We start from the raw sequence: 20366 nt of genomic DNA on the forward strand, positions 1-20366 counted from the left end.
TTTTTTCACAACACTTTACCGTGGCAGTGACGCCAGAGGGTCCAGTATTATTCGAGGTGGTCGGGGCAATTGGGACGAATCCCGCATGCGGTCTTGATTCCCTTTAGGGATGGGGGTGCGTAGAGAGTTTTTCAAAGGTCGTCAAGGCAATTAGATGATCTGACCGGGAACGATTTTCAATACATCAACTCGAAGCCCCGGATCATGGCAGATGTGCAGGCCACGGCGTCGAAACAGGTTAGAAATTTCGAAACGCTCCCGTTCAAGTTTTCTCCTCTTTAGATCAAGCGGAACCGCAAACAAAAAAGGAGCCCCAAACTGAAAAAAATAGAAGAGTGAATTAGCCGCATTTGGCCATATCGCAGGCAACACCCAAAGCGAAACGACCAATGATACAGGAGCCCCAACCAGGAGCACTAACAACATGCACTTATAAAACAGCGGGCTCTCAGCTCGAATTATTTCGCCGTAACGCTCAAACGCACCGACCAATTCCTCTGGAACCACAACTGTGGTGCCTTGGCTCAACCCAGTATCGCCTCAATCGACGCCGTCACTTCCTTGATATCCGCCAGCCCGTTCACGGGGCGCAGATCGCCCTTGGCGTAGTAATAGCCAATCAGCGGAGACGTCTTCTTGTAGTATTCCATCAGGCGCGTGCGCAGGCTGTCTTCGTTGTCATCAGCGCGGCGCTGGAAATCATTTTCCTTGCCGCAATTGGTGCATTTGCCATCTGCCGGGATCGGCTTGGTGTTGTCGTTATAGACCTCGCCACATCCGCCACAGGTTGAGCGTGCGGTGATCCGGCCCACCAGCGCGTCGTCATCAACGCGCATCTCGATCACGGTGTGCAGCGACTGGCCCAGCTTGGTCAGCAGAGCGGCCAAAGCATCGGCCTGCGCCAGCGTGCGGGGAAAGCCGTCAAAGATGAAACCGGCGCCTGTTTCGGTGGTCAGTTTCTCTTCGATCAGGCCGATAACGATTTCATCGGTGACCAGCTTGCCCGCATCCATGATCGCCGCAACCTTCCGGCCCATCTCGGTGCCCGAGGTCTTGGCTTCGCGCAGCATGTCGCCCGTGCTGAGCTGTACCATGCCGCGTGTTTCAACCAAGTGACGCGCCTGCGTTCCTTTCCCAGCCCCCGGGGGGCCCAACAGAATGATATTCATCGACGAGAGGGTCCCTTCCTGCCGCGTTTCTTGCTTTTGCCGCGCAGTTGAGACTTTTCGATAAGCCCTTCGTATTGATGCGCCAGAAGATGGCTCTGAACCTGTTGGATCGTGTCCATGGTCACGGAGACGATAATCAGAACCGAGGTGCCGCCGAAATAGAACGGGATGGCAAACTGGCCCCGCAGGATTTCAGGCAGCAGACAGACGGCGGCCAGATAGGCCGAACCCAGCACCAGCACGCGGTTGACCACGTATTCCAGATACTCGGCGGTTTTCTTGCCGGGGCGGATACCGGGCACGAACCCGTTCTGCTTTTTGAGGTTGTCCGCCACATCATCCGGCTTGAACGACACGTTGAACGTGTAGAAATAGGCGAAGAATACGATCATCGACGCGAAGAACAGCAGATACAGCGGCTGTCCGGGGCCGAAATTGGCCAGCAGCCACGACATGACCGGCCCGTTTGCAGCGCCCGACGAGAAGGTCGAGATCGTCACCGGCAGCAGCAGCAGCGAGCTGGCAAAGATCGCCGGGATCACGCCCGCGGGGTTGACCTTGACCGGCAGGTGGCTGGAGCCGCCTTCATAGATTTTCATCCCGGCCTGACGGCGCGGGTACTGAATATGGATCTTTCGCAGCGCCCGTTCCATGAAGACCACGAACATGATCACGGCGATCACCATTACGATCACACCAACGATCACGGCGGGGCTGATTGCGCCCGAACGGCCCGACGCGAAGAACTGCGCCAGGGCGGCGGGGACCTCGGCGATGATGCCGACGAAAATGATCAGAGAGATACCGTTGCCGATGCCGCGCGCGGTGATCTGCTCACCCAGCCACATCAGGAACATGGTGCCGCCGACCAGCGTGATCATGGTCGACATGCGGAAATACAGCCCCGGATCGGTCGCCAGATCGCCCGATTCCAGCGAAACAGCCAGACCATAGGCCTGAACGGTGGCCAGCGCCACGGTGCCGAAACGGGTGTATTGGTTGATCTTCTTGCGGCCCTGCTCGCCCTCTTTCTTGAGCTGTTCGAGCGCGGGAACCATCGATGTCAGCAGCTGCACGATGATCGAGGCCGAGATATAGGGCATGATGCCAAGGGCAAAGATGCCCATTCGGCCAAGCGCCCCGCCTGTAAACATCGAAACCATGCCGCCGATGCCCTGCCCCGCCTGTTCCATGAACTCGCGCAATGCTGCTCCGTCGATCCCCGGCACCGGAATGAAGGTGCCCAGACGATAGACGATCAGCAAACCCAGCGTGAACAGGATGCGGTTGCGCAGATCGGTGGCCTTGCCAAGGGCAGCCCAGCTTGTGTTGGCTGCCATTTGTTCTGCTGCTGATACCATAAAGTCGGTCTCTCTTATGCAAACGCCGCCCGGAACCGTTTTCCGGCTCGGACGGCGTCTTGGAAAACTCTGAAGTCTATGTAAGCGGGTCTTTGCCCGCTCACAAGCGCTTACTCTGCCGCAGCGGCTTTTGTGACTTTCAGTGAACCGCCCGCTTTTTCAACTGCCTCGACAGCAGCTTTCGACGCACCGGTCACTTCCAGATCAACCTTGGCGCTGATCTCGCCTTTGGCCAGAACGCGGATACCGTCCAGCTTGCGGCGGACCAGACCGGACGCAACCAGAGCGTCTTCGGTGATCGCAGCCTTGGCGTCCAGCTTGCCGGCTTCGACGAATTTCTGGATCAGGCCCAGATTGATGACGGCGAATTCCTTGCGGTTGGGCTTGTTGAAGCCACGCTTGGGCAGACGCTGGTACAAGGGCATCTGACCGCCTTCATAGCCGTTAATGGCCACACCCGAGCGGGATTTCTGGCCTTTGATACCACGGCCACCCATTTTACCTTTGCCGGAACCCGGACCACGGCCAACGCGGGTGCGTTTTGGGGCGGCGCCAGGATTGTCGCGCAATTCGTTCAGTTTCATTTCGCTTCTCCTAAGCCGGATATGACCCCCGAAGCGTGATGGGCCAAACACGGCATTTCTTGGTTTTGATTCTCGCGGCCCAAAAGCCACCGCAGGCGTATAGGCCCGATGGCAGGGCTTGGCAAGACTGTAGATCGCCAGCCGCTTGGCCTGATCGGCCAAAGCCCCGGGACCGGCCCCGCGGGTGAACCCAAAAGGACACCTTCACCGGGGTCTGACCGAAAATTGAGCACGAAATATGGCGATTTTGGCAAATATCGCTTGCCATGACCGGGCGGTAGTCTATCCGGATTGCCACAAACAAGAACTTGGCAGGCGCATGACTGAAACCACTCTCTCGACCCGGAAACAGCCTGGGGCTACCGCTGCACGTGACTGGGTAACAACGCTTGCCAAATATCGCGAACCCGACCAGCTGCGCAGCGCGTTTGAGCTGGGCGTCAGTATCATCCCCTTCTTCGCGCTCTGGGCTTTGTCCTGGATGTCGCTGTCGGTCAGCTATTGGCTTGCTTTTGCGATTTCCGTTCTCAACGCGGCCTTTCTGTTGCGCCTGTTTGCCATCCAGCACGATTGCGGGCACGGCGCGTTCTTCAAGAACCGGACGGTCAGTGACTGGGTTGGACGCTCGATCGGAGTTCTGACGCTGACACCTTATGATGTCTGGCGCCGCACGCATTCCACACATCACAACAGTTCCGGCAATCTGGGCAAACGCGGGATGGGCGATATCCACACCCTGACCGTGGCCGAATATCAGGCGAAAACCCCGATGAACCGGTTCTGGTATCGTGTGTATCGAAACCCGATCACCCTGTTCGTTTTTGGCCCCGGATATCTGTTCCTGTTTCAAAACCGCCTTCCGCTGGGTCTGACCGACAGCGTCCGGTTCTGGGTCAGCGCGATGGCCACCAATCTTGCCATTCTGGTTGCGCTTGTGGCCATTTACTATTTTGGCGGGCTGATGCCGATGGTGCTGATCTTCCTGCCCTCGACCCTGATTGCCGCCACCGCCGGGGTATGGCTGTTCTATGTGCAACACCAGTTCGAGGACACGCATTGGGACGCCGATGAAGACTGGCAGTTGCACGAAGCGGCGCTGCACGGAAGCTCTCATTATATATTGCCGTCCGTGTTGCAGTGGTTCACCGCCAATATCGGCATCCACCACGTGCATCACCTGTACAGCCGCATTCCATTCTATCGCCTGACCGAAGTGCTGCGCGACCATGATGAGCTGGCAAACAGCAACCGGATGACCATCCGCGAGAGCCTCGCCAACGCGCGCCTGCACCTTTGGGATGAGCAAAGCCGCCGACTGCTGTCATTCGCCGAGGCCCGCGCGCTTTACGGGTGAGGAGTTCCTTGGCCGGTTGAGCTGTCGGAAAGACGTCAAGAAATCCTATGTGACCCTGGAAAAGGGCAGCTCCATCGACGTGTCCACCGGTCTCTGATCGAACCCGTCTTTGGAGAGAGATAAAGGCCACCGCGAAAGCGGGGGTTTTTTGTTTTCGTGAACATTGCGAAACTACGTGTAATGTTTCTTAGGAGATTTAATTTCTTGGATTTCATCAATTGACCCAAAAAATGTTCCATCTGACATGAGGCTGCCATTTGGCCGTTGCCCGAAGTCATCAGGTTCCCACTCCACCTGCTCGTAGCCCAATAGTGCGTCTTCCGAGCCATTTATCGTATCGCGAATGAGAGAATATATACTCAAATCGATTCCGACGTAGATATCTTCCATCTCAGAAATTTCAGGGTGAAACCGGGTAACAACAAACGCTCGATCCCTGATTGTAGCTAGGTCAATGTCATGGGACCGACTTTCTGTGATATCTGCTCCAATAAGCTGTTGGGCTGTTTCAATCATTCCCATTGCGGCAAGCCAAGAACTATAATTTCTACGAAGAACCCAACTAGGTGGCAACTTCATTCCTGTTACGGTTTCATCCCCTGGTGGGTCTACAAAAACCAGGGCGCTCTGCGTATTGCTCGATGCCTCGCGAAAACACGTAAGGGTGGCGTATCCTTTACTGGCAGGTGGGGAAATTGCGCTAAGCCACGGTGCAACTTGTTTCTCAAGGGCGGGTTTAAGCACTTGCTTCACCCCGGAAGGATTGTTTTCTTGCAGCGCAAAAGAGGCCTTCGCTTCAAGTATCATACGCTCCCGAGAGGAGTTTTCGAAAAGAAAATCTGCTACTGTGCCAATTTTATTGGTCTTCTTGTGCACTTTGACGTCCGGGTCGGTAGCTAGATGACTGACAAAATCGTATCCTAAGTTCTGAGCGAAAAGAACAGAGATACCTTGCCCTAGGCGAGCGCTCATGCTGGTTTGAGAAACATCGCTAAGCAGGCCGGATCCACCGTCTACAAGCCTCAAATTTCCACCCATGTTTGGGTTAAGAACGTGGTGGCATTGGAGGAGAAACCCAAGGCTTTGCAAATATCTACTTTTTGTTATCAGGAAATCTGTTTTAACAACTGCCTGCGCAAGCTGCCAGCCTGAAAACTCAAGTGCTGGTCTGGCATTTGCGAAGTGAGCCCACTGGGGTCGATCCGGCAGCCTCTTCATCAAAATGTCATTTCTGTCCCATTCATATACTTCGAGCTCCTTTCTCCCAAATTGGCTGATTAGTGTTTTTAACATCAACGCGTTACCCGCTTTCTAGACTGGATTCTTTCACCTTTTGAGGTAGTAGAGTTGAAAAGTGTGAGCAACTCCCTCAGTGTGTTGTCAGCAACGCTAAGATAATCTGCCGCACCCTATAGACACCAACTCCCAACACTGCTAAACGCACCCAATCTTGCGGCCTCGGATTCGTTCCGGGGCCTTAGATATTTTGCAACCGGGGACCTTCGGGGCCCTATACCTTTGGCACCTACGGGGGCCTATCACATAGCGGGGGACCTCCCCTGCACTTGCTAAACGGAAGACAGAAAGCATGGCACTCAAGTCGTACAAGCCGACGACGCCGGGCCAGCGCGGGCTGGTGCTGATCGACCGTTCGGAGCTTTGGAAAGGACGTCCGGTCAAGTCTCTTACAGAGGGTTTGACCAAATCGGGCGGCCGGAACAACACCGGACGGATCACTTCACGCCGCCGCGGCGGTGGCGCAAAGCGTCTCTACCGGATCGTTGACTTCAAACGGAACAAATTTGATGTCGCGGCAACCGTCGAGCGGATCGAATATGACCCGAACCGGACCGCGTTCATCGCACTGGTAAAATACGAAGACGGCGAGCAGGCGTATATCCTGGCTCCGCAGCGTCTGGCTGTTGGTGACAAGGTCATCGCGTCGGCAAAGGCCGATATCAAGCCGGGCAACGCAATGCCGTTCTCGGGCATGCCCATCGGTACCATCGTCCACAACATCGAGATGAAGCCGGGCAAAGGCGGTCAGATCGCACGTGCGGCCGGTACTTACGCTCAGTTTGTTGGCCGCGATGGCGGCTACGCTCAGATCCGTCTGAGCTCGGGCGAGCTGCGCATGGTCCGTCAGGAATGCATGGCCACCATCGGTGCCGTGTCCAACCCCGACAACAGCAACCAGAACATCGGTAAAGCCGGTCGTATGCGCCACAAGGGCGTGCGTCCGTCGGTTCGTGGTGTTGCTATGAACCCGATCGACCACCCGCATGGTGGTGGTGAGGGCCGTACCTCGGGTGGCCGTACGCCGGTTACGCCGTGGGGTAAGGACACCAAGGGTAAGCGTACCCGCAACAAGAACAAAGCGTCCCAGAAGCTGATCATCCGCTCGCGGCACGCCAAGAAGAAGGGACGTTAATCCATGTCTCGCTCTGTTTGGAAGGGTCCTTTCGTCGATGCTTACGTGCTGAAAAAAGCCGAAGCAGCGCGCGAGTCGGGCCGCAACGAAGTCATCAAGATCTGGTCGCGTCGTTCCACCATCCTGCCCCAGTTCGTGGGTCTGACCTTTGGTGTGTACAACGGCCAGAAGCATATCCCGGTAAACGTCTCGGAAGACATGATCGGTCAGAAGTTCGGTGAATATTCGCCGACACGGACCTATTATGGCCACGCCGCAGACAAAAAAGCGAAGCGGAAGTAAGTCATGGGCAAGGAAAAGAACCCCCGCCGCGTGGCTGAAAACGAAGCAATGGCGAAAACGCGCATGCTTCGCACCAGCCCGCAGAAACTGAACCTGGTTGCGCAAATGATCCGCGGCAAGAAAGTCGAGAAGGCCCTGACCGACCTGACTTTCTCGAACAAGCGCGTCGCGCAGGACGTCAAGAAGTGCCTGCAGTCCGCAATCGCGAATGCCGAAAACAACCACAACCTGGACGTTGACGAACTGATCGTCGCCGAAGCCTGGGTTGGCAAGAACCTGGTCATGAAGCGCGGTCGCCCGCGTGCCCGTGGCCGTTTCGGCAAGATCATGAAGCCGTTCTCGGAGATCACCATCAAGGTGCGTCAAGTTGAGGAGCAAGCCTAATGGGACATAAAGTCAATCCGATCGGCATGCGCCTTCAGGTCAACCGCACCTGGGACAGCCGCTGGTACGCAGATACCAAGGACTACGGTGATCTTCTTCTGGAAGACCTCAAGATCCGTGAGTTCATTCAGAAAGAGTGCAAGCAGGCCGGTGTTGCCCGTGTGATCATCGAACGTCCGCACAAGAAGTGCCGCGTTACGATCCACACCGCACGTCCGGGTGTCATCATCGGCAAGAAAGGTGCAGACATCGAAGTTCTGCGCAAGAAGCTGGCCGCGATGACCGACAGCGAACTGCACCTGAACATCGTCGAAGTGCGCAAGCCCGAGCTTGACGGTCAGCTGGTTGCCGAGTCGATCGCTCAGCAGCTGGAACGCCGTGTTTCGTTCCGCCGCGCGATGAAGCGTGCCGTACAGAACGCCATGCGCATGGGCGCCCTGGGTATCCGGGTGAACGTCGCTGGCCGTCTGGGTGGTGCCGAAATCGCACGGACCGAATGGTACCGCGAAGGCCGTGTGCCGCTGCACACGCTGCGCGCCGACATCGATTACGCACATGCCGAAGCGATGACCCCCTACGGGATCATCGGGATCAAGGTCTGGATCTTCAAAGGGGAGATCATGGAGCACGATCCGCAGGCACGTGACCGTAAAGCACAGGAACTCCAGGACGGCCCTGCACCTCGTGGTGCTGGTGGCGGTCGTCGCTAAGGAGGGAAAGATATGCTTCAACCAAAGCGTACAAAATTCCGCAAGTTGCACAAAGGCCGGATCAAGGGTGAAGCCAAGGGCGGCTCTGATCTGAACTTTGGCACCTACGGCCTGAAAGCGATCGAGCCTGAGCGTGTAACCGCACGCCAGATCGAAGCTGCACGTCGTGCCATGACGCGTCACATGAAGCGTCAGGGCCGTGTCTGGATCCGCATCTTCCCCGACACTCCGGTCACTGCAAAGCCGATCGAAGTTCGTATGGGTAAAGGTAAGGGTTCGGTCGACCGCTGGGTTTGCAAGGTCAAGCCCGGTCGCGTGATGTTCGAGATCGACGGCGTCAATGACGACATCGCCCGCGAGGCCCTGCGCCTGGCTGCGATGAAGCTGCCGATCAAGACCCGCGTCGTGGTTCGCGAAGACTGGTAAGCGATCCGGGGGCACCCCCCGTTCGTGACAAGTTTGGCCCCCGTCGGACCACCGGCGGGGGTTTTTCGTCAGGGGCTCTGCCCCCGCCGCGCGTGCCGCGCGCCTCCCCCGGGATATTTTGGGCCAGATGAAGCAGGGGATCCGTTCTTCATCTGGCCGCAAATATCCCGGAGCGCGAGGCAGAGCCTCGCAAAACAGCCATCGCCTTCGCCACGCGGCTGGGTTAAGACGGCGCCATGCCACAGATTGAATCACTCTTCGTCACCCGCCTCTATCGTGCCTCTTTGTCCGAATTCGGTCCCCCGATCGATGCGGAGGAGTTGGAAAGCTCGTGCCTTGTCATCGCCGAGGATGACGAGGCCGGTCAGGACTGGTGCGAAGAAAACGGCTATCCCGGTTACACCAGCTATGCCTCGCTGACCGACCTGCCCTGGCGGTTTCCGATATTCGCCGATCTGGTCAAGGCGCTGGACAGCCATGTGGCGGCTTTTGCCAAGGATCTGGAGTTTGATCTGGGCGAGGGCAAGCTGAAGCTGGAAGACCTGTGGATCAACATCCTGCCCGAAGGCGGCATGCATTCCAGCCACCTGCACCCGCACAGTGTGATTTCCGGCACCACCTATGTGGCGATGCCAGAAGGCGCGAGCGCGCTGAAACTGGAAGACCCCCGTTCGGGCCGCATGATGGCCGCGCCGACGCGGCTGAAAGGCGGGCGACGCGATTTGCAGCCCTTCATCTATGTGAAGCCGCAGGTGGGCGATGTTCTGCTGTGGGAAAGCTGGCTGCGCCACGAGGTGCCGATGAACATGGCCGAGGAAGAGCGGATTTCAGTGAGTTTCAACTATAAGTGGGAGTGACCGTTTCTGGCAGGGCTGACTTCTGCACCTGTTTGATTGATCGGGATCAAGCACACTTAAGCCTGCTCGTTGTAGACTCCGCTCCAATGCGTCGGTCTGCCTGATGAGTCGGACCGGAGTGCCGCGTATCTGGTTTGATCGGACACACCGTGCTGAGATTTGTCACATTGATCATAGGGCTACTGGTCTCAAGCGCGACTGGCGTAGTGGGACAGGAGGTCGACCCGCACCGCATCTACGAAAACAGCTGTTCCGGATGCCACGCCCCCCATTCCGGTGATTTCGTTTGGGATGAGCTTAATGTGTCAGATGGCGTGCTGGTCGGAGCCCGGTCCGGACGGGCGGTCGAAATTTACCTGCGCTCCGGTCATGGCGGGGTGACTCCGGACAAGGCCGAGGTTCTGCTTGCTCATTTCCGAATTATCCGGGACTCGGGCGGGATCTTCATCGAGAAATGCCGTATTTGCCATGTGACCGCCGTGGAGCTCGTGCGAAACAATCTGATCCTTGAGGAAGGGAAGCTGACGGGGCGATATACCGGGCGTGACATCGGAGCGTTCCTGGACGGTCATGGCCGTCTTTCACCGGAAGAGGTTTCCGAGATGCTGTCCGTATTGACCAGAGTGGCAAATAGCCAGGGTCTGACACGGTGACACACGCGAGTTTTTGATTTTGGGAATTTCCCTGTTCCCGCATGGCAAACTTTCCCTTGCCACCCCACCCCTAACCCCCTATAGAGCGGCATCTTGCGGTCTCCCGGCGTTGTCGGGCGATTCGTATGTCTATCATTCATCCACCAGGTCAAAGGTGACCCGTGTACGGGGCCTTCTGGTGTTTTGAGCAAAGGAAAAAGGCGATGAACGCCCAAGAACTGCGTGACAAGACCCCTGATCAGCTCCGCGAGGAACTGGTCAACCTGAAGAAAGAAAGCTTTAACCTGCGCTTTCAACAGGCAACCGGTCAGCTGGAAAACACTGCTGGCATCAAAGCGGCCCGCCGCAACGCTGCCCGCGTCAAAACCATCCTGAACGAAAAGGCCGCTGCTGCGGCATCCGAGGAGTAATCAGATGCCCAAGCGTATCCTGCAAGGCACCGTGACCAGCGACGCCAACGAACAGACCATCACCGTGCTGGTCGAGCGCCGTTTCAAGCACCCGCTGCTGCACAAAACCGTTCGTAAGTCCAAGAAATACCGGGCTCATGACGAAAAGAACGCCTTCAAGGTCGGCGACTCTGTACGCATCATCGAATGCGCGCCGAAATCGAAGACGAAACGTTGGGAAGTTCTGGAAGCGTAAGCTTCCGGGATTTTTCATTTGTCGAAACCCTGGGGGATTTAATCAGACCAGCCCCCACAGGTCGGGAGAAACCACATGATCCAGATGCAGACCAATCTGGATGTCGCTGACAACTCTGGCGCACGCCGAGTTCAGTGCATCAAGGTCCTGGGTGGTTCCAAGCGTAAATACGCCTCCGTTGGCGACATCATTGTCGTCTCGGTGAAGGAAGCCATCCCGCGCGGCCGCGTAAAGAAAGGTGACGTCCGTAAGGCCGTCGTCGTACGCACCGCCAAGGAAGTCCGTCGCGAAGACGGCACCGCGATCCGTTTCGATCGCAACGCCGCCGTCATCCTGAACAACAACAACGAGCCCGTAGGTACCCGTATCTTTGGCCCCGTTGTTCGTGAACTGCGCGCGAAGAACTTCATGAAAATCATCTCGCTGGCTCCGGAGGTGCTGTAATCATGGCTGCTAAACTCCGCAAAGGCGACAAGGTCGTCGTGCTGTCCGGCAAGGACAAGGGCAAAGAGGGAACTATCACCTCGGTTGACCCCAAAGCCGGTAAAGCTGTTGTCGATGGTATCAACATCGCCATCCGCCACACCCGCCAGTCGCAAACCTCGCAAGGTGGTCGCCTGCCTCAGGCAAACCCGATCGAGCTGTCGAACCTGGCACTGCTGGATAAGAACGGCAAAGCAACCCGCGTTGGCTTTCGTATGGAAGGTGACAAGAAGGTGCGGTTTGCCAAGACCACAGGGGACGTGATCGATGCTTGATAACGCAACCTACACCCCGCGCCTGAAAGCGCAGTACGCCGAGACCATCCGTGCCGCTCTGAAAGAAGAGTTCGGCTACAAGAACGATATGCAGCTGCCCAAGCTGGAAAAAATCGTTCTGAACATCGGTTGTGGTGCTGAGGCCGTCAAAGACTCGAAGAAAGCGAAAGCCGCTGTCGAGGACCTGACTGCGATTGCCGGTCAACAGGCCGTTGCAACCAAGGCGAAGAAGTCGATCGCGGGTTTCCGCGTCCGGGAAGACATGCCGCTGGGTGCGAAAGTGACCCTGCGCGGTGACCGGATGTACGAATTCCTGGATCGTCTGATCACGATCGCGATGCCGCGTATTCGTGACTTCCGCGGTGTTAAGCCTTCTTTCGACGGTCGTGGCAACTTTGCCATGGGCATGAAAGAGCACATCGTGTTCCCGGAAATCGACTTCGACAAGGTCGACGAGGTCTGGGGCCTGGATATCGTAATTGCCACCACAGCGAAAACCGACGCTGAAGCAAAGGCACTGTTGAAAGCATTCAACATGCCGTTCAACGCGTAAGCGCCGGGAGGATTGAGACATGGCTAAGAAAGCAATGATCGAACGCGAGAAGAAGCGCGAACGCCTGGTGGCCAAATATGCCGCAAAGCGTGCCGAGCTGAAAGAAATCGCGAATGACGAGAGCAAGCCGATGGAAGAGCGCTTCAAGGCGCGTCTGAAACTGGCGAAACTGCCGCGCAACAGCTCGGCTACCCGTCTGCACAACCGTTGTCAGCTGACCGGTCGTCCCCACGCTTACTATCGTAAGCTGAAGGTCAGCCGTATCGCGCTGCGCGAGCTGGGTTCTGCTGGTCAGATCCCCGGCATGGTGAAATCGAGCTGGTAAGGGAGACATAGATATGAATGATCCTATCGGCGATATGCTCACCCGTATCCGCAACGCGCAAATGCGCGGCAAGTCCACCGTATCCACTCCGGCGTCGAAGCTGCGTGTTTGGGTTCTGGACGTGCTGGCGGACGAAGGTTACATCCGTGGCTATGAAAAGACGACCGGTGAAAACGGTCATCCGGCCATCGAAATCAGCCTGAAATACTACGAAGGCACCCCTGTCATTCGCGAACTGAAGCGGGTTTCGAAACCCGGTCGCCGCGTATACATGGGCGTCAATGACATCCCGCAGGTCCGTCAGGGTCTGGGCGTGTCGATTGTCAGCACTCCGAAAGGTGTGATGTCGGACGCAAACGCTCGCTCCAACAATGTTGGCGGCGAAGTGCTCTGCACCGTCTTCTAAGGAGGTCTGCAATGTCTCGTATTGGTAAAAAACCGGTCGAGCTGCCCAGCGGCGTTACCGCCTCTGTGTCGGGTCAGACCATCGAAGTCAAAGGTCCGAAAGGCACCCGCAGCTTCACCGCCACCGACGACGTGACGCTGTCGGTTGAAGACAACGTGGTCAAGATCGACCCTCGCGGCATGTCCAAGCGTGCCCGCCAGCAGTGGGGCATGAGCCGCACCATGGTTGCCAACCTGGTAACTGGTGTGACCGAAGGCTTCAAAAAAGAGCTGGAGATTCAGGGTGTGGGTTACCGGGCGCAGATGCAGGGCAACACCCTGAAGCTGAACCTGGGCTATAGCCACGATGTAGATTTCACAGCTCCGGAAGGTGTCACCATCACCGCACCGAAGCAGACCGAGATCGTTGTGGAAGGTATCGACCAGCAGCTGGTGGGCGAAACCGCGGCCAAAATCCGCGAGTGGCGCCGCCCCGAGCCGTACAAAGGCAAGGGCATCCGCTATAAGGGCGAGTTCATCTTCCGCAAGGAAGGCAAGAAGAAGTAAGGACGCAGACAATGGCAAACAGCAAAAGAACCCTGTTTCTGAAGCGCCGCCTGCGCGTTCGGAACAAACTTCGCAAGGTCAACGCGGGTCGTCCGCGCCTGTCCGTACACCGTTCGAACAAGAACATCTCTGTTCAGCTGATCGACGACGTACGTGGCGTGACCCTGGCCTCGGCCTCGACCCTGGAAAAAGATCTGGGTGTTGTTGGCAAGAACAACGTCGAAGCGGCGACGAAAGTCGGCGCGGCCATCGCCGAGCGTGCCAAGAAGGCAGGCGTCGAAGAGGCCTATTTCGATCGTGGCGGCTTCCTGTTCCACGGCAAAGTGAAGGCTGTCGCCGACGCTGCGCGTGAAGGTGGCCTGAAGATCTGATGGTGTGCCGGGCTGAAGCCCGGCCTACCTGATCGACGCCGTAGGCCGGGCTTCAGCCCGGCACCGGCACTTTGAAGGCGGGTCCGCCCGCCTCGATGATCGGGGAGCCCCAGAATGTCATTCACGGGTTCACTTCGATTGAGTAATTGGCGCCGCAAGCGCCTCTAGAGGAAAAGGGATGCCAAATGGCAGAACGTGAAAACCGTCGGGGCCGTGGCCGCGACCGTGAAGAAACACCGGAATTTGCAGATCGCCTGGTCGCAATCAACCGCGTGTCGAAAACCGTAAAAGGTGGTAAGCGCTTTGGCTTCGCCGCTCTGGTGGTTGTCGGCGATCAGAAAGGCCGCGTCGGCTTTGGCAAGGGTAAAGCGAAAGAAGTACCTGAGGCCATCCGCAAGGCGACTGAGCAAGCCAAGCGTCAGATGATCCGCGTGCAGCTGCGCGAAGGTCGGACCCTGCACCACGACATCGAGGGCCGTCACGGCGCCGGTAAAGTGGTTATGCGCGCCGCGCCTGAAGGTACCGGTATCATCGCCGGTGGTCCGATGCGTGCCGTGTTCGAAATGCTGGGCGTCAAGGACGTTGTGTCCAAGTCGCTGGGCTCGCAGAACCCGTACAACATGATTCGCGCCACCATCGACGGCCTGCAGAAAGAGCAGAGCCCGCGTTCGGTTGCCGCACGTCGTGGCAAAAAGGTTGCTGACATCCTGCCCAAGCGGGACGATGCACCGGCTGCTGCTGAAGCAGAAGCATAAGGAGAGCACGTCATGGCAAAAACCATCGTCGTCAAACAGGTCGGTTCGCCGATCCGTCGCCCCGCCGAACAGCGCGCAACCCTGATCGGCCTGGGCCTGAACAAGATGCACAGAACCCGTGAGCTGGAGGATACTCCTTCGGTGCGCGGTATGATCCGCAAGATCCCGCATCTGGTAGAGATCATCGAAGAACGCGGCTAAGCCCGCAGCTTCGAAGACTTAGAAACGCCTCCGACCTCGGTCGGGGGCGTTTTTTGTTTAATGGCTTGCATGCCGGTGCCGTGAACTGATCCTCCGTCAATTCACCTTGAGCGCATGCCGCCTATGACTCGACGCATATAGTTCATGAATTGTGCGCGCTCAGGGTCATTCAAGACCTGTAATGCATCGACATTCACGTTCTGAGCTGCCTCGTAGGCGCTGTTGCGAAGTGCTGCGGCCTTCTCGGTCAACCAAATCAATTGAGCCCTGGCGTCAGCAGGGTTCTTCGTTCTTTTGATCAAGCCATCACGTTCCATACGGTTAAGCGTGTTGGCCAATGTCGCCTGTTCGACGTCAATTTTGGTCAGCAGATCCTTTTGCGTCACACCGTCTTTGAGCCAGAGTTCCAGCAAGATTGGGAATTGTCCGACGACGATGCCAAAGGGCGCAATGCGTTGCTGCAACTCCTTTGCGAACAATCGTGCCATGTGATTAACCAGATACCCGGCCGAGTTTTCTTTTTCGAAGTCCATGTCCTGGATTTACACTTGAATAGCATGCTATGCAATTTTATATAGCTTGCTATATTTCAGAATCGAAGGGAACCGAAATGGCTCGTATCAAAGAGTTGGACACGATCGTCACGCTGGCAGATCAGATGCAGACCGAGGAAGGACCGGTGGTGCTGATCAACCTGTTTACGGTGGACGCCGAAGACGAAAAGTCGCTGCTTCGGGCATGGGCGCATGATGCGGATTTCATGAAATCGCAACCGGGATATATCTCGACCCAGCTCCATCAGGGTATCGCGGGCAGTTCGACCTTTGTGAACTACGCGATCTGGCAGAACGTGCAAAGCTTTCGCGACGCATTCACTCATCCCGAGTTCCAGCGTCGGATCGCGGACTATCCAGCAAGCGCAGTGGCCCGGCCACATCTTCTTCGCAAGCTCGCAGTCGAAAACCACTGCGTCGCCTGACCCTCATTTGGGAGTAGCAACATGTTAAGAACCATCCACCCCATCGCCGGAGTAGTAGGCTTTCTTACGATCCTCGTATTCTGGACATCCACTTTGTACAGTGAGTTATTTGCAAACCATGAGACCGTCGCGGCAGTAAAGTCCATGATCGTCAGCGGGCTCTTTGTTCTGGTGCCTGCAATGGTGATTGTCGGTGCATCCGGGGCGACACTTGGGCGTCGTCGAAAAGATGCCCCTGCGCTCGCCAAAAAGAAACGGATGCCGATCATTGCTATGAACGGGCTCATCGTCCTTGTTCCAGCCGCTGTCTACCTGAGCGCAAAGGCAAACGCGGGTTCGTTTGATACCAGCTTCTATATTGTACAGATCATCGAACTGATTGCCGGGGCGACCAATCTGACACTGATGGGGCTGAGCATACGTGATGGTCGGGCGATGGCCGCCCGCAAAAAAACGCGCGAAAGAAATGAAAGCGGCGTGTGATTGACGTGGCCCACGACATGTATAGCCATTCAACAGATGCATATCGGCTAGACCAAAATCTGCGTTGTTAGCGATAGCAAACGCTCCTATCTCTGCCTTGTCCAATGAAGGAACTCAAAAGGAAACGTCAGGGAATACGCCCTGATACGAGAAAGGAATACGGAGATGACAACTGCGACACTGACCCATACCGGCTTCAACTTCGGCACCCGGATCGCTGACATGATCACACGGATCAAAACAGCCCGCGCACGTGCTGCTGAGTATCAGCGCACCTATACCGAGTTGCAGCGTCTGAGCAACCGTGAGCTGGACGATATCGGCATCCGCCGCTGCGACATCGCAGATATCGCGCACCGGCACGTATATTGCTCGTAACCACTCACACAATTGAAACGACCCAAAGGCGCCTTAGGGCGCCTTTTCTATGTTCAGTGCAGGCCCTGCCCCGCGAGCAGGCCGCTCAGCGGCCGTCAGAGGGTGCGATAGCTGTTTGATGCGGCCCACAGTGCCGGTGACGCCAGAATTGCCCTGAGCGGCCGCTGGAGGGCGTGTGACCGCCCTGCCCTGACGCGCAAACCCAGAGCTTTGACGTCTGAAACGAAATCGGCCCCGGAGGAGTGATCCACCGGGGCCGAAAAGTGTCGCTGTAAGCGTTGGATCAGAGACCGGTGCTTACGTCGATTGTGTTACCCTCTTCCAGGGTCACATATGCTTTCTTGACGTCTTTCCGACGGCCCAGCTGGCCGCGGAACCGCTTGACCTTGCCTTTGGTCACGGTGGTGTTCACCGCCTTGACCTTCACACCAAACAGTGCCTCAACGGCCTCTTTGATCTGCGGCTTGTTGCTTTCGATCGCCACTTCAAAGACAACCGCGCCATTTTCGGACGCCATGGTCGACTTTTCGGTGATGATCGGCTTGCGGATCACGTCGTAGTGTTCTGCCTTCGCGCTCATTTCAGACGAGCCTCCAGTGCTTCGACAGCCGCTTTGGTGAGCACCAGGGTGTCACGCTTGAGGATGTCATAAACGTTTGCACCCATCGACGGCAGGATATCCAGACCTTCGATGTTGCGCGACGCCTTCAGGAACCCTTCGTTCACGGTCGCGCCGTCGATGACCAGAGCGCGTTTCCAGCCCAGGTTTGCAACCTGTTTGGCCAGTGCGGCGGTCTTGCCTTCGGCTTCGGCGTTCTCGATCACAACCAGTTCACCTGCTTTGGCTTTGGCCGACAGAGCGTGGCGCAGGCCAAGCTTGCGGAACTTTTTCGGCAGGTCGTGGCCGTGCGAACGAGGGGTCGGGCCCTTGTAAACACCACCCTTGCGGAAGATCGGTGCGTTACGGTCACCATGGCGTGCGCCACCGGTGCCCTTCTGGCGGTAGATCTTCTTGGTCGAGTAGCTGGTTTCCGAGCGGGTCTTGACCTTGTGGGTGCCGGCCTGCGCGTTGTTACGCTGCCAACGGACCACACGGTGCAGGATGTCCGCGCGCGGCTCGAGGCCGAACAGGTCTGCATCCAGCTCGATGTCGCCGGCCTTGCCGCCGTCCAGTTTGATTACATCAAGTTTCATGCTTCACCACCTTCCGCGGATACTTCGTCCGCAGGTGCTTCGGTTGCAGCCGATTTCACAGCAGCCGGGAAAGGCAGGCCTTCCGGTGCTTTCTTCTTCACGGCGTCCTTGACGGTGACCCAGCCCGATTTCGGTCCGGGAACGGCGCCTTTGATGAAGACCAGACCACGGTCGGCGTCGGTTTTGACAACTTCCAGGTTCTGGGTGGTAACACGGGCAGCACCCATGTGACCGGCCATCTTCTTGCCTTTGAACACCTTGCCCGGGTCCTGACACTGACCGGTCGAACCGTGCGAACGGTGGCTGATCGACACACCGTGCGAGGCGCGCAGACCACCGAAGTTGTGGCGCTTCATCGCACCGGCAAAGCCTTTACCGATCGAGGTGCCCGACACGTCAACCTTCTGACCAGCCAGGAAGTGTTCTGCCGAGATTTCGGCGCCCACTTCGATCAGGCCATCTTCGGAGACGCGGAACTCGGCCAGCTTGCGCTTGGGCTCGACCTTGGCAGCGGCATAGTGACCGCGCATGGCCTTCGAGGTGCGTTTTGCCTTGGCAGCACCAGCGCCCAGCTGAACGGCGGTGTAGCCGTCTTTTTCAGCGGTCCGCTGTGCAACAACCTGCAGGTTGTCCAGGTGAAGAACGGTCACAGGGATCTGCTTGCCGTCTTCCATGAACAGGCGGGTCATGCCAACTTTTTTTGCGATAATACCAGAGCGCATATTCTATACCCTCCGATCTTACGACTGCAGCTTGATCTCGACGTCCACACCAGCAGCCAGGTCGAGCTTCATCAGCGCGTCCACGGTCTGGGGGGTCGGATCAACGATGTCGAGCAGACGCTTGTGCGTGCGGATCTCGAACTGGTCGCGGGATTTCTTGTCAACGTGAGGGCCACGGAGAACCGTGAACTTCTCGATCTTGTTCGGCAGCGGGATCGGGCCGCGCACATTCGCGCCGGTCCGCTTGGCAGTGTTGACGATCTCTTGCGTGCTGGCATCCAGAACGCGATAGTCAAATGCCTTCAGCCGAATACGGATATTTTGGCTTTGCATAATAACAGCCTTTTGTCAGGCGTTGGGGTTGAGAGGAGGACAGACGCGCATCGCCAACCCTCATCGAACCCAAAAGGCGGGAATCACCCCGCCTTGACGTTCTTGTTGAGAACTCGCGCGTATTAGTGGGGTTGGCGGGGTTTGGCAAGGGGGAAGTTGGTTCTCTCTCAGACGGCAGCTGAGAGACACGTGTCGAACCGAGAACGACATCGACGCGAAGCATCTGAATTTTCACTTTTTGGTTGGGAATACCCGACTTGAATACCACTCTAAACTGAGTAGTCCTTGGGTCTAAGTATCTGACAGACTTACCCGCACTTGCTTTTATAATCAGTGGGAAACCCTACGCTTTGACGGAAGCCTTGTTATCCAATTCACTTGTTTTCCCTGCTTTGTTGCATGTGGGCGCGTTTGATATTGCACACCTGTTTAACGACGATCCCAACATCCATTATACCCACGCAATCGCGATACAGTTTTTTTTACTGATGCTGTTGTTTACTTTGACTTCCCCCCTCTTCCTTTTGGGTTCAATTCTCGCCTTCTGTTTTTCGCCCAGAATGATCGATCCAGAACGATTGGTTGCACCTTGGACCATGTTACTTGCAATCGCACTTTTACTGAGTGCTCCAATGGGCTTCTCCTACATTTTGCTGGGTGTATTCCTTGTTCTGGCCCTACTAAGCTTGGTGACGCTTCGTTGGATGAAAAGTCCGAAGATCAAGCAAGAGTATCTCTGGCAACCTGAGGGTTTTCGGAATGCAAACCTCCCAAAGAAAACCCTTGCACTCTTGATTCTGGGCCTACTTCTTTACTTTCTGAAATCACTCGCAACGGCACTGATTTTTTCAGCGGTGCCATTAAATACTGGTCAGCCAGAGTTCCAGTTACAGTTTTCACACAGAATGAACATCAGTGTTGTGCGTGCATCATACAGGTTTCCAGATACACAATCCTGCCTTGAGAGCGGCGCAGATGCTGGAATCCGCGAAGATCTGCTGCGAATGGATTGGGATGAGATTTCGACGATCGGAGACGCAAAGGTCTGCATGTTCAGGTTGCTACACGAATGGGGTGGTGTGGCTGAGGCTGCATCTTGGCTAGAAGCCCAAGGCTTTCGTGTGGGCGAGAATATCAGTTCCGAAAAACCCTACGAGAACCGAGATGGCACATTACGCGTCGACGGCGGATGGTCGATCAAGAGAAATGGCCCACGCTTTCCAACATCCGGCATTGTGACTCGCATTCTAAAGGCAGTACCTTATGGCATGGGTGTGAGAGCCACCTTTAGCGAAGACGGGGAGGAGCTACTTTATCTCAACATCGATTTTTCCACACTATGAAAACTCGCGACTGCACCGCCTTCTGAGCCAAGGTTCTTCGGCGTATGGTTAGAGTAAACAAAAAGGCCGCCCCTTATGGAGCGGCCTTCGTTTGTTCACCGATGTGCCGGGCTGAAGCCTGGCCTACGGATTATTCTACGATCTTCGACACGACGCCGGCGCCG

At 56.6% G+C, this 20366-nt stretch carries 33 protein-coding genes and 1 pseudogene; 24 read left to right on the forward strand and 10 right to left on the reverse strand.

Annotated features, from left to right (window positions below; genetic code table 11):
* Window positions 1-150 precede the first annotated feature (150 nt).
* From ACR0EK_RS17710 to rplO, 4 genes are all read right to left on the reverse strand, one after another.
* Window positions 151-528 carry a hypothetical protein gene (locus tag ACR0EK_RS17710; protein ID WP_480921009.1) on the reverse strand — a complete coding sequence of 126 codons (378 nt, stop codon included), beginning with the start codon at window positions 526-528 and terminating at the stop codon, window positions 151-153.
* On the reverse strand, window positions 525-1169 hold the full coding sequence (locus tag ACR0EK_RS17715; protein WP_209505861.1) for an adenylate kinase: 645 nt from the start codon (window positions 1167-1169) through the stop codon (window positions 525-527). Before ACR0EK_RS17715 ends, ACR0EK_RS17710 begins: the two co-directional genes overlap by 4 nt.
* The gene (gene secY / locus ACR0EK_RS17720) at window positions 1166-2530 is read right to left on the reverse strand and encodes a preprotein translocase subunit SecY (RefSeq protein WP_480508517.1); all 1365 of its coding nucleotides are present in this window, start codon (window positions 2528-2530) and stop codon (window positions 1166-1168) included. The genes ACR0EK_RS17715 and secY overlap by 4 nt, the downstream gene beginning before the upstream one ends.
* Window positions 2531-2640: 110 nt before the next feature.
* Complete coding sequence (gene rplO / locus ACR0EK_RS17725; protein WP_480496037.1) at window positions 2641-3114, reverse strand: 50S ribosomal protein L15; 474 nt, start codon at window positions 3112-3114, stop codon at window positions 2641-2643.
* A gap of 319 nt (window positions 3115-3433) precedes the next feature.
* Between rplO and ACR0EK_RS17730 the strand changes: the two genes are divergently transcribed.
* Window positions 3434-4468: a fatty acid desaturase gene (locus ACR0EK_RS17730; protein ID WP_480508542.1), complete on the forward strand. Its 1035-nt coding sequence runs from the start codon at window positions 3434-3436 to the stop codon at window positions 4466-4468.
* Window positions 4467-4565, forward strand: a pseudogene (locus tag ACR0EK_RS17735) (50S ribosomal protein L23); the annotation flags it as partial. The gene ACR0EK_RS17730 and the pseudogene ACR0EK_RS17735, both read left to right, overlap by 2 nt.
* A gap of 74 nt (window positions 4566-4639) precedes the next feature.
* Here the strand turns inward: ACR0EK_RS17735 and ACR0EK_RS17740 are convergent.
* Window positions 4640-5761 carry a hypothetical protein gene (locus ACR0EK_RS17740; protein ID WP_480901033.1) on the reverse strand — a complete coding sequence of 374 codons (1122 nt, stop codon included), beginning with the start codon at window positions 5759-5761 and terminating at the stop codon, window positions 4640-4642.
* A gap of 295 nt (window positions 5762-6056) precedes the next feature.
* On the opposite strand from ACR0EK_RS17740, the gene rplB reads away from it, so the two are divergent.
* The 18 genes from rplB (at window position 6057) to rpmD (ending at window position 14770) form a co-directional block, all read left to right on the forward strand.
* A complete protein-coding gene (gene rplB, locus ACR0EK_RS17745; RefSeq protein WP_480474051.1) occupies window positions 6057-6899 on the forward strand; it encodes a 50S ribosomal protein L2 in 843 nt (280 codons plus the stop codon).
* A gap of 3 nt (window positions 6900-6902) precedes the next feature.
* Window positions 6903-7181: a 30S ribosomal protein S19 gene (gene rpsS, locus ACR0EK_RS17750; protein ID WP_005980699.1), complete on the forward strand. Its 279-nt coding sequence runs from the start codon at window positions 6903-6905 to the stop codon at window positions 7179-7181.
* Between the two features lie 3 nt (window positions 7182-7184).
* A complete protein-coding gene (rplV, locus tag ACR0EK_RS17755) occupies window positions 7185-7565 on the forward strand; it encodes a 50S ribosomal protein L22 (protein WP_039538267.1) in 381 nt (126 codons plus the stop codon).
* Window positions 7565-8275: a 30S ribosomal protein S3 gene (gene rpsC, locus ACR0EK_RS17760; RefSeq protein ID WP_209505853.1), complete on the forward strand. Its 711-nt coding sequence runs from the start codon at window positions 7565-7567 to the stop codon at window positions 8273-8275. The genes rplV and rpsC overlap by 1 nt, the downstream gene beginning before the upstream one ends.
* A 12-nt stretch (window positions 8276-8287) precedes the next feature.
* Window positions 8288-8701 (forward strand): 50S ribosomal protein L16, encoded by a 414-nt coding sequence (gene rplP, locus ACR0EK_RS17765; protein WP_267364819.1) that lies wholly within the window; start codon window positions 8288-8290, stop codon window positions 8699-8701.
* A 236-nt stretch (window positions 8702-8937) separates the two neighbouring features.
* Complete coding sequence (locus ACR0EK_RS17770) at window positions 8938-9558, forward strand: 2OG-Fe(II) oxygenase family protein (protein ID WP_480474052.1); 621 nt, start codon at window positions 8938-8940, stop codon at window positions 9556-9558.
* 149 nt (window positions 9559-9707) lie between these two features.
* Window positions 9708-10211 carry a hypothetical protein gene (locus tag ACR0EK_RS17775; protein WP_480538830.1) on the forward strand — a complete coding sequence of 168 codons (504 nt, stop codon included), beginning with the start codon at window positions 9708-9710 and terminating at the stop codon, window positions 10209-10211.
* 203 nt (window positions 10212-10414) lie between these two features.
* Window positions 10415-10621: a 50S ribosomal protein L29 gene (rpmC, locus tag ACR0EK_RS17780; protein WP_209505847.1), complete on the forward strand. Its 207-nt coding sequence runs from the start codon at window positions 10415-10417 to the stop codon at window positions 10619-10621.
* A gap of 4 nt (window positions 10622-10625) precedes the next feature.
* Window positions 10626-10856, forward strand: coding sequence for a 30S ribosomal protein S17 (gene rpsQ, locus ACR0EK_RS17785; RefSeq protein WP_209505845.1), 231 nt, complete (start codon window positions 10626-10628; stop codon window positions 10854-10856).
* 75 nt (window positions 10857-10931) lie between these two features.
* Window positions 10932-11300 (forward strand): 50S ribosomal protein L14, encoded by a 369-nt coding sequence (gene rplN / locus ACR0EK_RS17790; RefSeq protein WP_005621870.1) that lies wholly within the window; start codon window positions 10932-10934, stop codon window positions 11298-11300.
* A gap of 2 nt (window positions 11301-11302) precedes the next feature.
* Entirely contained in the window at window positions 11303-11614 is a 312-nt protein-coding gene (rplX, locus tag ACR0EK_RS17795) for a 50S ribosomal protein L24 (protein ID WP_480474055.1), read from the forward strand.
* Window positions 11607-12167, forward strand: coding sequence for a 50S ribosomal protein L5 (gene rplE / locus ACR0EK_RS17800; protein WP_209505843.1), 561 nt, complete (start codon window positions 11607-11609; stop codon window positions 12165-12167). The genes rplX and rplE overlap by 8 nt, the downstream gene beginning before the upstream one ends.
* A 19-nt stretch (window positions 12168-12186) precedes the next feature.
* Window positions 12187-12492 carry a 30S ribosomal protein S14 gene (rpsN, locus tag ACR0EK_RS17805; protein WP_010437098.1) on the forward strand — a complete coding sequence of 102 codons (306 nt, stop codon included), beginning with the start codon at window positions 12187-12189 and terminating at the stop codon, window positions 12490-12492.
* 13 nt (window positions 12493-12505) lie between these two features.
* The gene (rpsH, locus tag ACR0EK_RS17810; protein ID WP_209505841.1) at window positions 12506-12898 is read left to right on the forward strand and encodes a 30S ribosomal protein S8; all 393 of its coding nucleotides are present in this window, start codon (window positions 12506-12508) and stop codon (window positions 12896-12898) included.
* An 11-nt stretch (window positions 12899-12909) separates the two neighbouring features.
* On the forward strand, window positions 12910-13443 hold the full coding sequence (rplF, locus tag ACR0EK_RS17815; protein ID WP_039523384.1) for a 50S ribosomal protein L6: 534 nt from the start codon (window positions 12910-12912) through the stop codon (window positions 13441-13443).
* 11 nt (window positions 13444-13454) lie between these two features.
* Window positions 13455-13814, forward strand: a complete 360-nt coding sequence (rplR, locus tag ACR0EK_RS17820; protein WP_010437103.1) for a 50S ribosomal protein L18 — start codon at window positions 13455-13457, stop codon at window positions 13812-13814.
* 185 nt (window positions 13815-13999) lie between these two features.
* Window positions 14000-14569 (forward strand): 30S ribosomal protein S5, encoded by a 570-nt coding sequence (gene rpsE / locus ACR0EK_RS17825; RefSeq protein WP_209505839.1) that lies wholly within the window; start codon window positions 14000-14002, stop codon window positions 14567-14569.
* A 12-nt stretch (window positions 14570-14581) separates the two neighbouring features.
* Window positions 14582-14770, forward strand: coding sequence for a 50S ribosomal protein L30 (rpmD, locus tag ACR0EK_RS17830; protein ID WP_267364815.1), 189 nt, complete (start codon window positions 14582-14584; stop codon window positions 14768-14770).
* 101 nt (window positions 14771-14871) lie between these two features.
* On the opposite strand, the gene ACR0EK_RS17835 is transcribed toward rpmD, so the two are convergent.
* Window positions 14872-15303 carry a MarR family winged helix-turn-helix transcriptional regulator gene (locus tag ACR0EK_RS17835; RefSeq protein ID WP_480901032.1) on the reverse strand — a complete coding sequence of 144 codons (432 nt, stop codon included), beginning with the start codon at window positions 15301-15303 and terminating at the stop codon, window positions 14872-14874.
* Between the two features lie 77 nt (window positions 15304-15380).
* On the opposite strand from ACR0EK_RS17835, the gene ACR0EK_RS17840 reads away from it, so the two are divergent.
* The 3 genes from ACR0EK_RS17840 (at window position 15381) to ACR0EK_RS17850 (ending at window position 16610) form a co-directional block, all read left to right on the forward strand.
* On the forward strand, window positions 15381-15749 hold the full coding sequence (locus ACR0EK_RS17840) for an antibiotic biosynthesis monooxygenase family protein (protein ID WP_480901031.1): 369 nt from the start codon (window positions 15381-15383) through the stop codon (window positions 15747-15749).
* Between the two features lie 21 nt (window positions 15750-15770).
* Window positions 15771-16232 (forward strand): hypothetical protein, encoded by a 462-nt coding sequence (locus ACR0EK_RS17845; protein ID WP_480774307.1) that lies wholly within the window; start codon window positions 15771-15773, stop codon window positions 16230-16232.
* 165 nt (window positions 16233-16397) lie between these two features.
* Window positions 16398-16610 carry a DUF1127 domain-containing protein gene (locus tag ACR0EK_RS17850; protein ID WP_209505835.1) on the forward strand — a complete coding sequence of 71 codons (213 nt, stop codon included), beginning with the start codon at window positions 16398-16400 and terminating at the stop codon, window positions 16608-16610.
* Between the two features lie 283 nt (window positions 16611-16893).
* Here ACR0EK_RS17850 and ACR0EK_RS17855 read toward each other — a convergent pair whose 3' ends face one another.
* From ACR0EK_RS17855 to rpsJ, 4 genes are read right to left on the reverse strand one after another with little or no spacing between them, the layout of a single operon-like run.
* Complete coding sequence (locus ACR0EK_RS17855) at window positions 16894-17190, reverse strand: 50S ribosomal protein L23 (protein ID WP_170609990.1); 297 nt, start codon at window positions 17188-17190, stop codon at window positions 16894-16896.
* Window positions 17187-17804 (reverse strand): 50S ribosomal protein L4, encoded by a 618-nt coding sequence (gene rplD / locus ACR0EK_RS17860; protein WP_480474058.1) that lies wholly within the window; start codon window positions 17802-17804, stop codon window positions 17187-17189. Before rplD ends, ACR0EK_RS17855 begins: the two co-directional genes overlap by 4 nt.
* Window positions 17801-18526, reverse strand: a complete 726-nt coding sequence (gene rplC, locus ACR0EK_RS17865) for a 50S ribosomal protein L3 (protein ID WP_480487330.1) — start codon at window positions 18524-18526, stop codon at window positions 17801-17803. The genes rplD and rplC overlap by 4 nt, the downstream gene beginning before the upstream one ends.
* 18 nt (window positions 18527-18544) lie before the next feature.
* Window positions 18545-18859 carry a 30S ribosomal protein S10 gene (gene rpsJ, locus ACR0EK_RS17870; protein WP_008756422.1) on the reverse strand — a complete coding sequence of 105 codons (315 nt, stop codon included), beginning with the start codon at window positions 18857-18859 and terminating at the stop codon, window positions 18545-18547.
* A 350-nt stretch (window positions 18860-19209) separates the two neighbouring features.
* Here rpsJ and ACR0EK_RS17875 point away from each other — a divergent pair, with 350 nt between their 5' ends.
* Window positions 19210-20202, forward strand: a complete 993-nt coding sequence (locus ACR0EK_RS17875) for a hypothetical protein (RefSeq protein ID WP_480559520.1) — start codon at window positions 19210-19212, stop codon at window positions 20200-20202.
* Window positions 20203-20366 lie beyond the last annotated feature (164 nt).

The organism is Ruegeria sp. AE4 (assembly GCF_056542185.1).

Coding starts and splice junctions, on each gene's coding strand:
- ACR0EK_RS17715 (WP_209505861.1), bottom strand. CDS start 1,169: ATGAATATCATTCTGTTGGGCCCCCCGGGGGCTGGGAAAGGAACGCAG.
- secY (WP_480508517.1), bottom strand. CDS start 2,530: ATGGTATCAGCAGCAGAACAAATGGCAGCCAACACAAGCTGGGCTGCC.
- rplO (WP_480496037.1), bottom strand. CDS start 3,114: ATGAAACTGAACGAATTGCGCGACAATCCTGGCGCCGCCCCAAAACGC.
- ACR0EK_RS17730 (WP_480508542.1), top strand. CDS start 3,434: ATGACTGAAACCACTCTCTCGACCCGGAAACAGCCTGGGGCTACCGCT.
- ACR0EK_RS17740 (WP_480901033.1), bottom strand. CDS start 5,761: ATGTTAAAAACACTAATCAGCCAATTTGGGAGAAAGGAGCTCGAAGTA.
- rplB (WP_480474051.1), top strand. CDS start 6,057: ATGGCACTCAAGTCGTACAAGCCGACGACGCCGGGCCAGCGCGGGCTG.
- rpsS (WP_005980699.1), top strand. CDS start 6,903: ATGTCTCGCTCTGTTTGGAAGGGTCCTTTCGTCGATGCTTACGTGCTG.
- rplV (WP_039538267.1), top strand. CDS start 7,185: ATGGGCAAGGAAAAGAACCCCCGCCGCGTGGCTGAAAACGAAGCAATG.
- rpsC (WP_209505853.1), top strand. CDS start 7,565: ATGGGACATAAAGTCAATCCGATCGGCATGCGCCTTCAGGTCAACCGC.
- rplP (WP_267364819.1), top strand. CDS start 8,288: ATGCTTCAACCAAAGCGTACAAAATTCCGCAAGTTGCACAAAGGCCGG.
- ACR0EK_RS17770 (WP_480474052.1), top strand. CDS start 8,938: ATGCCACAGATTGAATCACTCTTCGTCACCCGCCTCTATCGTGCCTCT.
- rpmC (WP_209505847.1), top strand. CDS start 10,415: ATGAACGCCCAAGAACTGCGTGACAAGACCCCTGATCAGCTCCGCGAG.
- rpsQ (WP_209505845.1), top strand. CDS start 10,626: ATGCCCAAGCGTATCCTGCAAGGCACCGTGACCAGCGACGCCAACGAA.
- rplN (WP_005621870.1), top strand. CDS start 10,932: ATGATCCAGATGCAGACCAATCTGGATGTCGCTGACAACTCTGGCGCA.
- rplX (WP_480474055.1), top strand. CDS start 11,303: ATGGCTGCTAAACTCCGCAAAGGCGACAAGGTCGTCGTGCTGTCCGGC.
- rplE (WP_209505843.1), top strand. CDS start 11,607: ATGCTTGATAACGCAACCTACACCCCGCGCCTGAAAGCGCAGTACGCC.
- rpsN (WP_010437098.1), top strand. CDS start 12,187: ATGGCTAAGAAAGCAATGATCGAACGCGAGAAGAAGCGCGAACGCCTG.
- rpsH (WP_209505841.1), top strand. CDS start 12,506: ATGAATGATCCTATCGGCGATATGCTCACCCGTATCCGCAACGCGCAA.
- rplF (WP_039523384.1), top strand. CDS start 12,910: ATGTCTCGTATTGGTAAAAAACCGGTCGAGCTGCCCAGCGGCGTTACC.
- rplR (WP_010437103.1), top strand. CDS start 13,455: ATGGCAAACAGCAAAAGAACCCTGTTTCTGAAGCGCCGCCTGCGCGTT.
- rpsE (WP_209505839.1), top strand. CDS start 14,000: ATGGCAGAACGTGAAAACCGTCGGGGCCGTGGCCGCGACCGTGAAGAA.
- rpmD (WP_267364815.1), top strand. CDS start 14,582: ATGGCAAAAACCATCGTCGTCAAACAGGTCGGTTCGCCGATCCGTCGC.
- ACR0EK_RS17835 (WP_480901032.1), bottom strand. CDS start 15,303: ATGGACTTCGAAAAAGAAAACTCGGCCGGGTATCTGGTTAATCACATG.
- ACR0EK_RS17840 (WP_480901031.1), top strand. CDS start 15,381: ATGGCTCGTATCAAAGAGTTGGACACGATCGTCACGCTGGCAGATCAG.
- ACR0EK_RS17845 (WP_480774307.1), top strand. CDS start 15,771: ATGTTAAGAACCATCCACCCCATCGCCGGAGTAGTAGGCTTTCTTACG.
- ACR0EK_RS17850 (WP_209505835.1), top strand. CDS start 16,398: ATGACAACTGCGACACTGACCCATACCGGCTTCAACTTCGGCACCCGG.
- ACR0EK_RS17855 (WP_170609990.1), bottom strand. CDS start 17,190: ATGAGCGCGAAGGCAGAACACTACGACGTGATCCGCAAGCCGATCATC.
- rplD (WP_480474058.1), bottom strand. CDS start 17,804: ATGAAACTTGATGTAATCAAACTGGACGGCGGCAAGGCCGGCGACATC.
- rplC (WP_480487330.1), bottom strand. CDS start 18,526: ATGCGCTCTGGTATTATCGCAAAAAAAGTTGGCATGACCCGCCTGTTC.
- rpsJ (WP_008756422.1), bottom strand. CDS start 18,859: ATGCAAAGCCAAAATATCCGTATTCGGCTGAAGGCATTTGACTATCGC.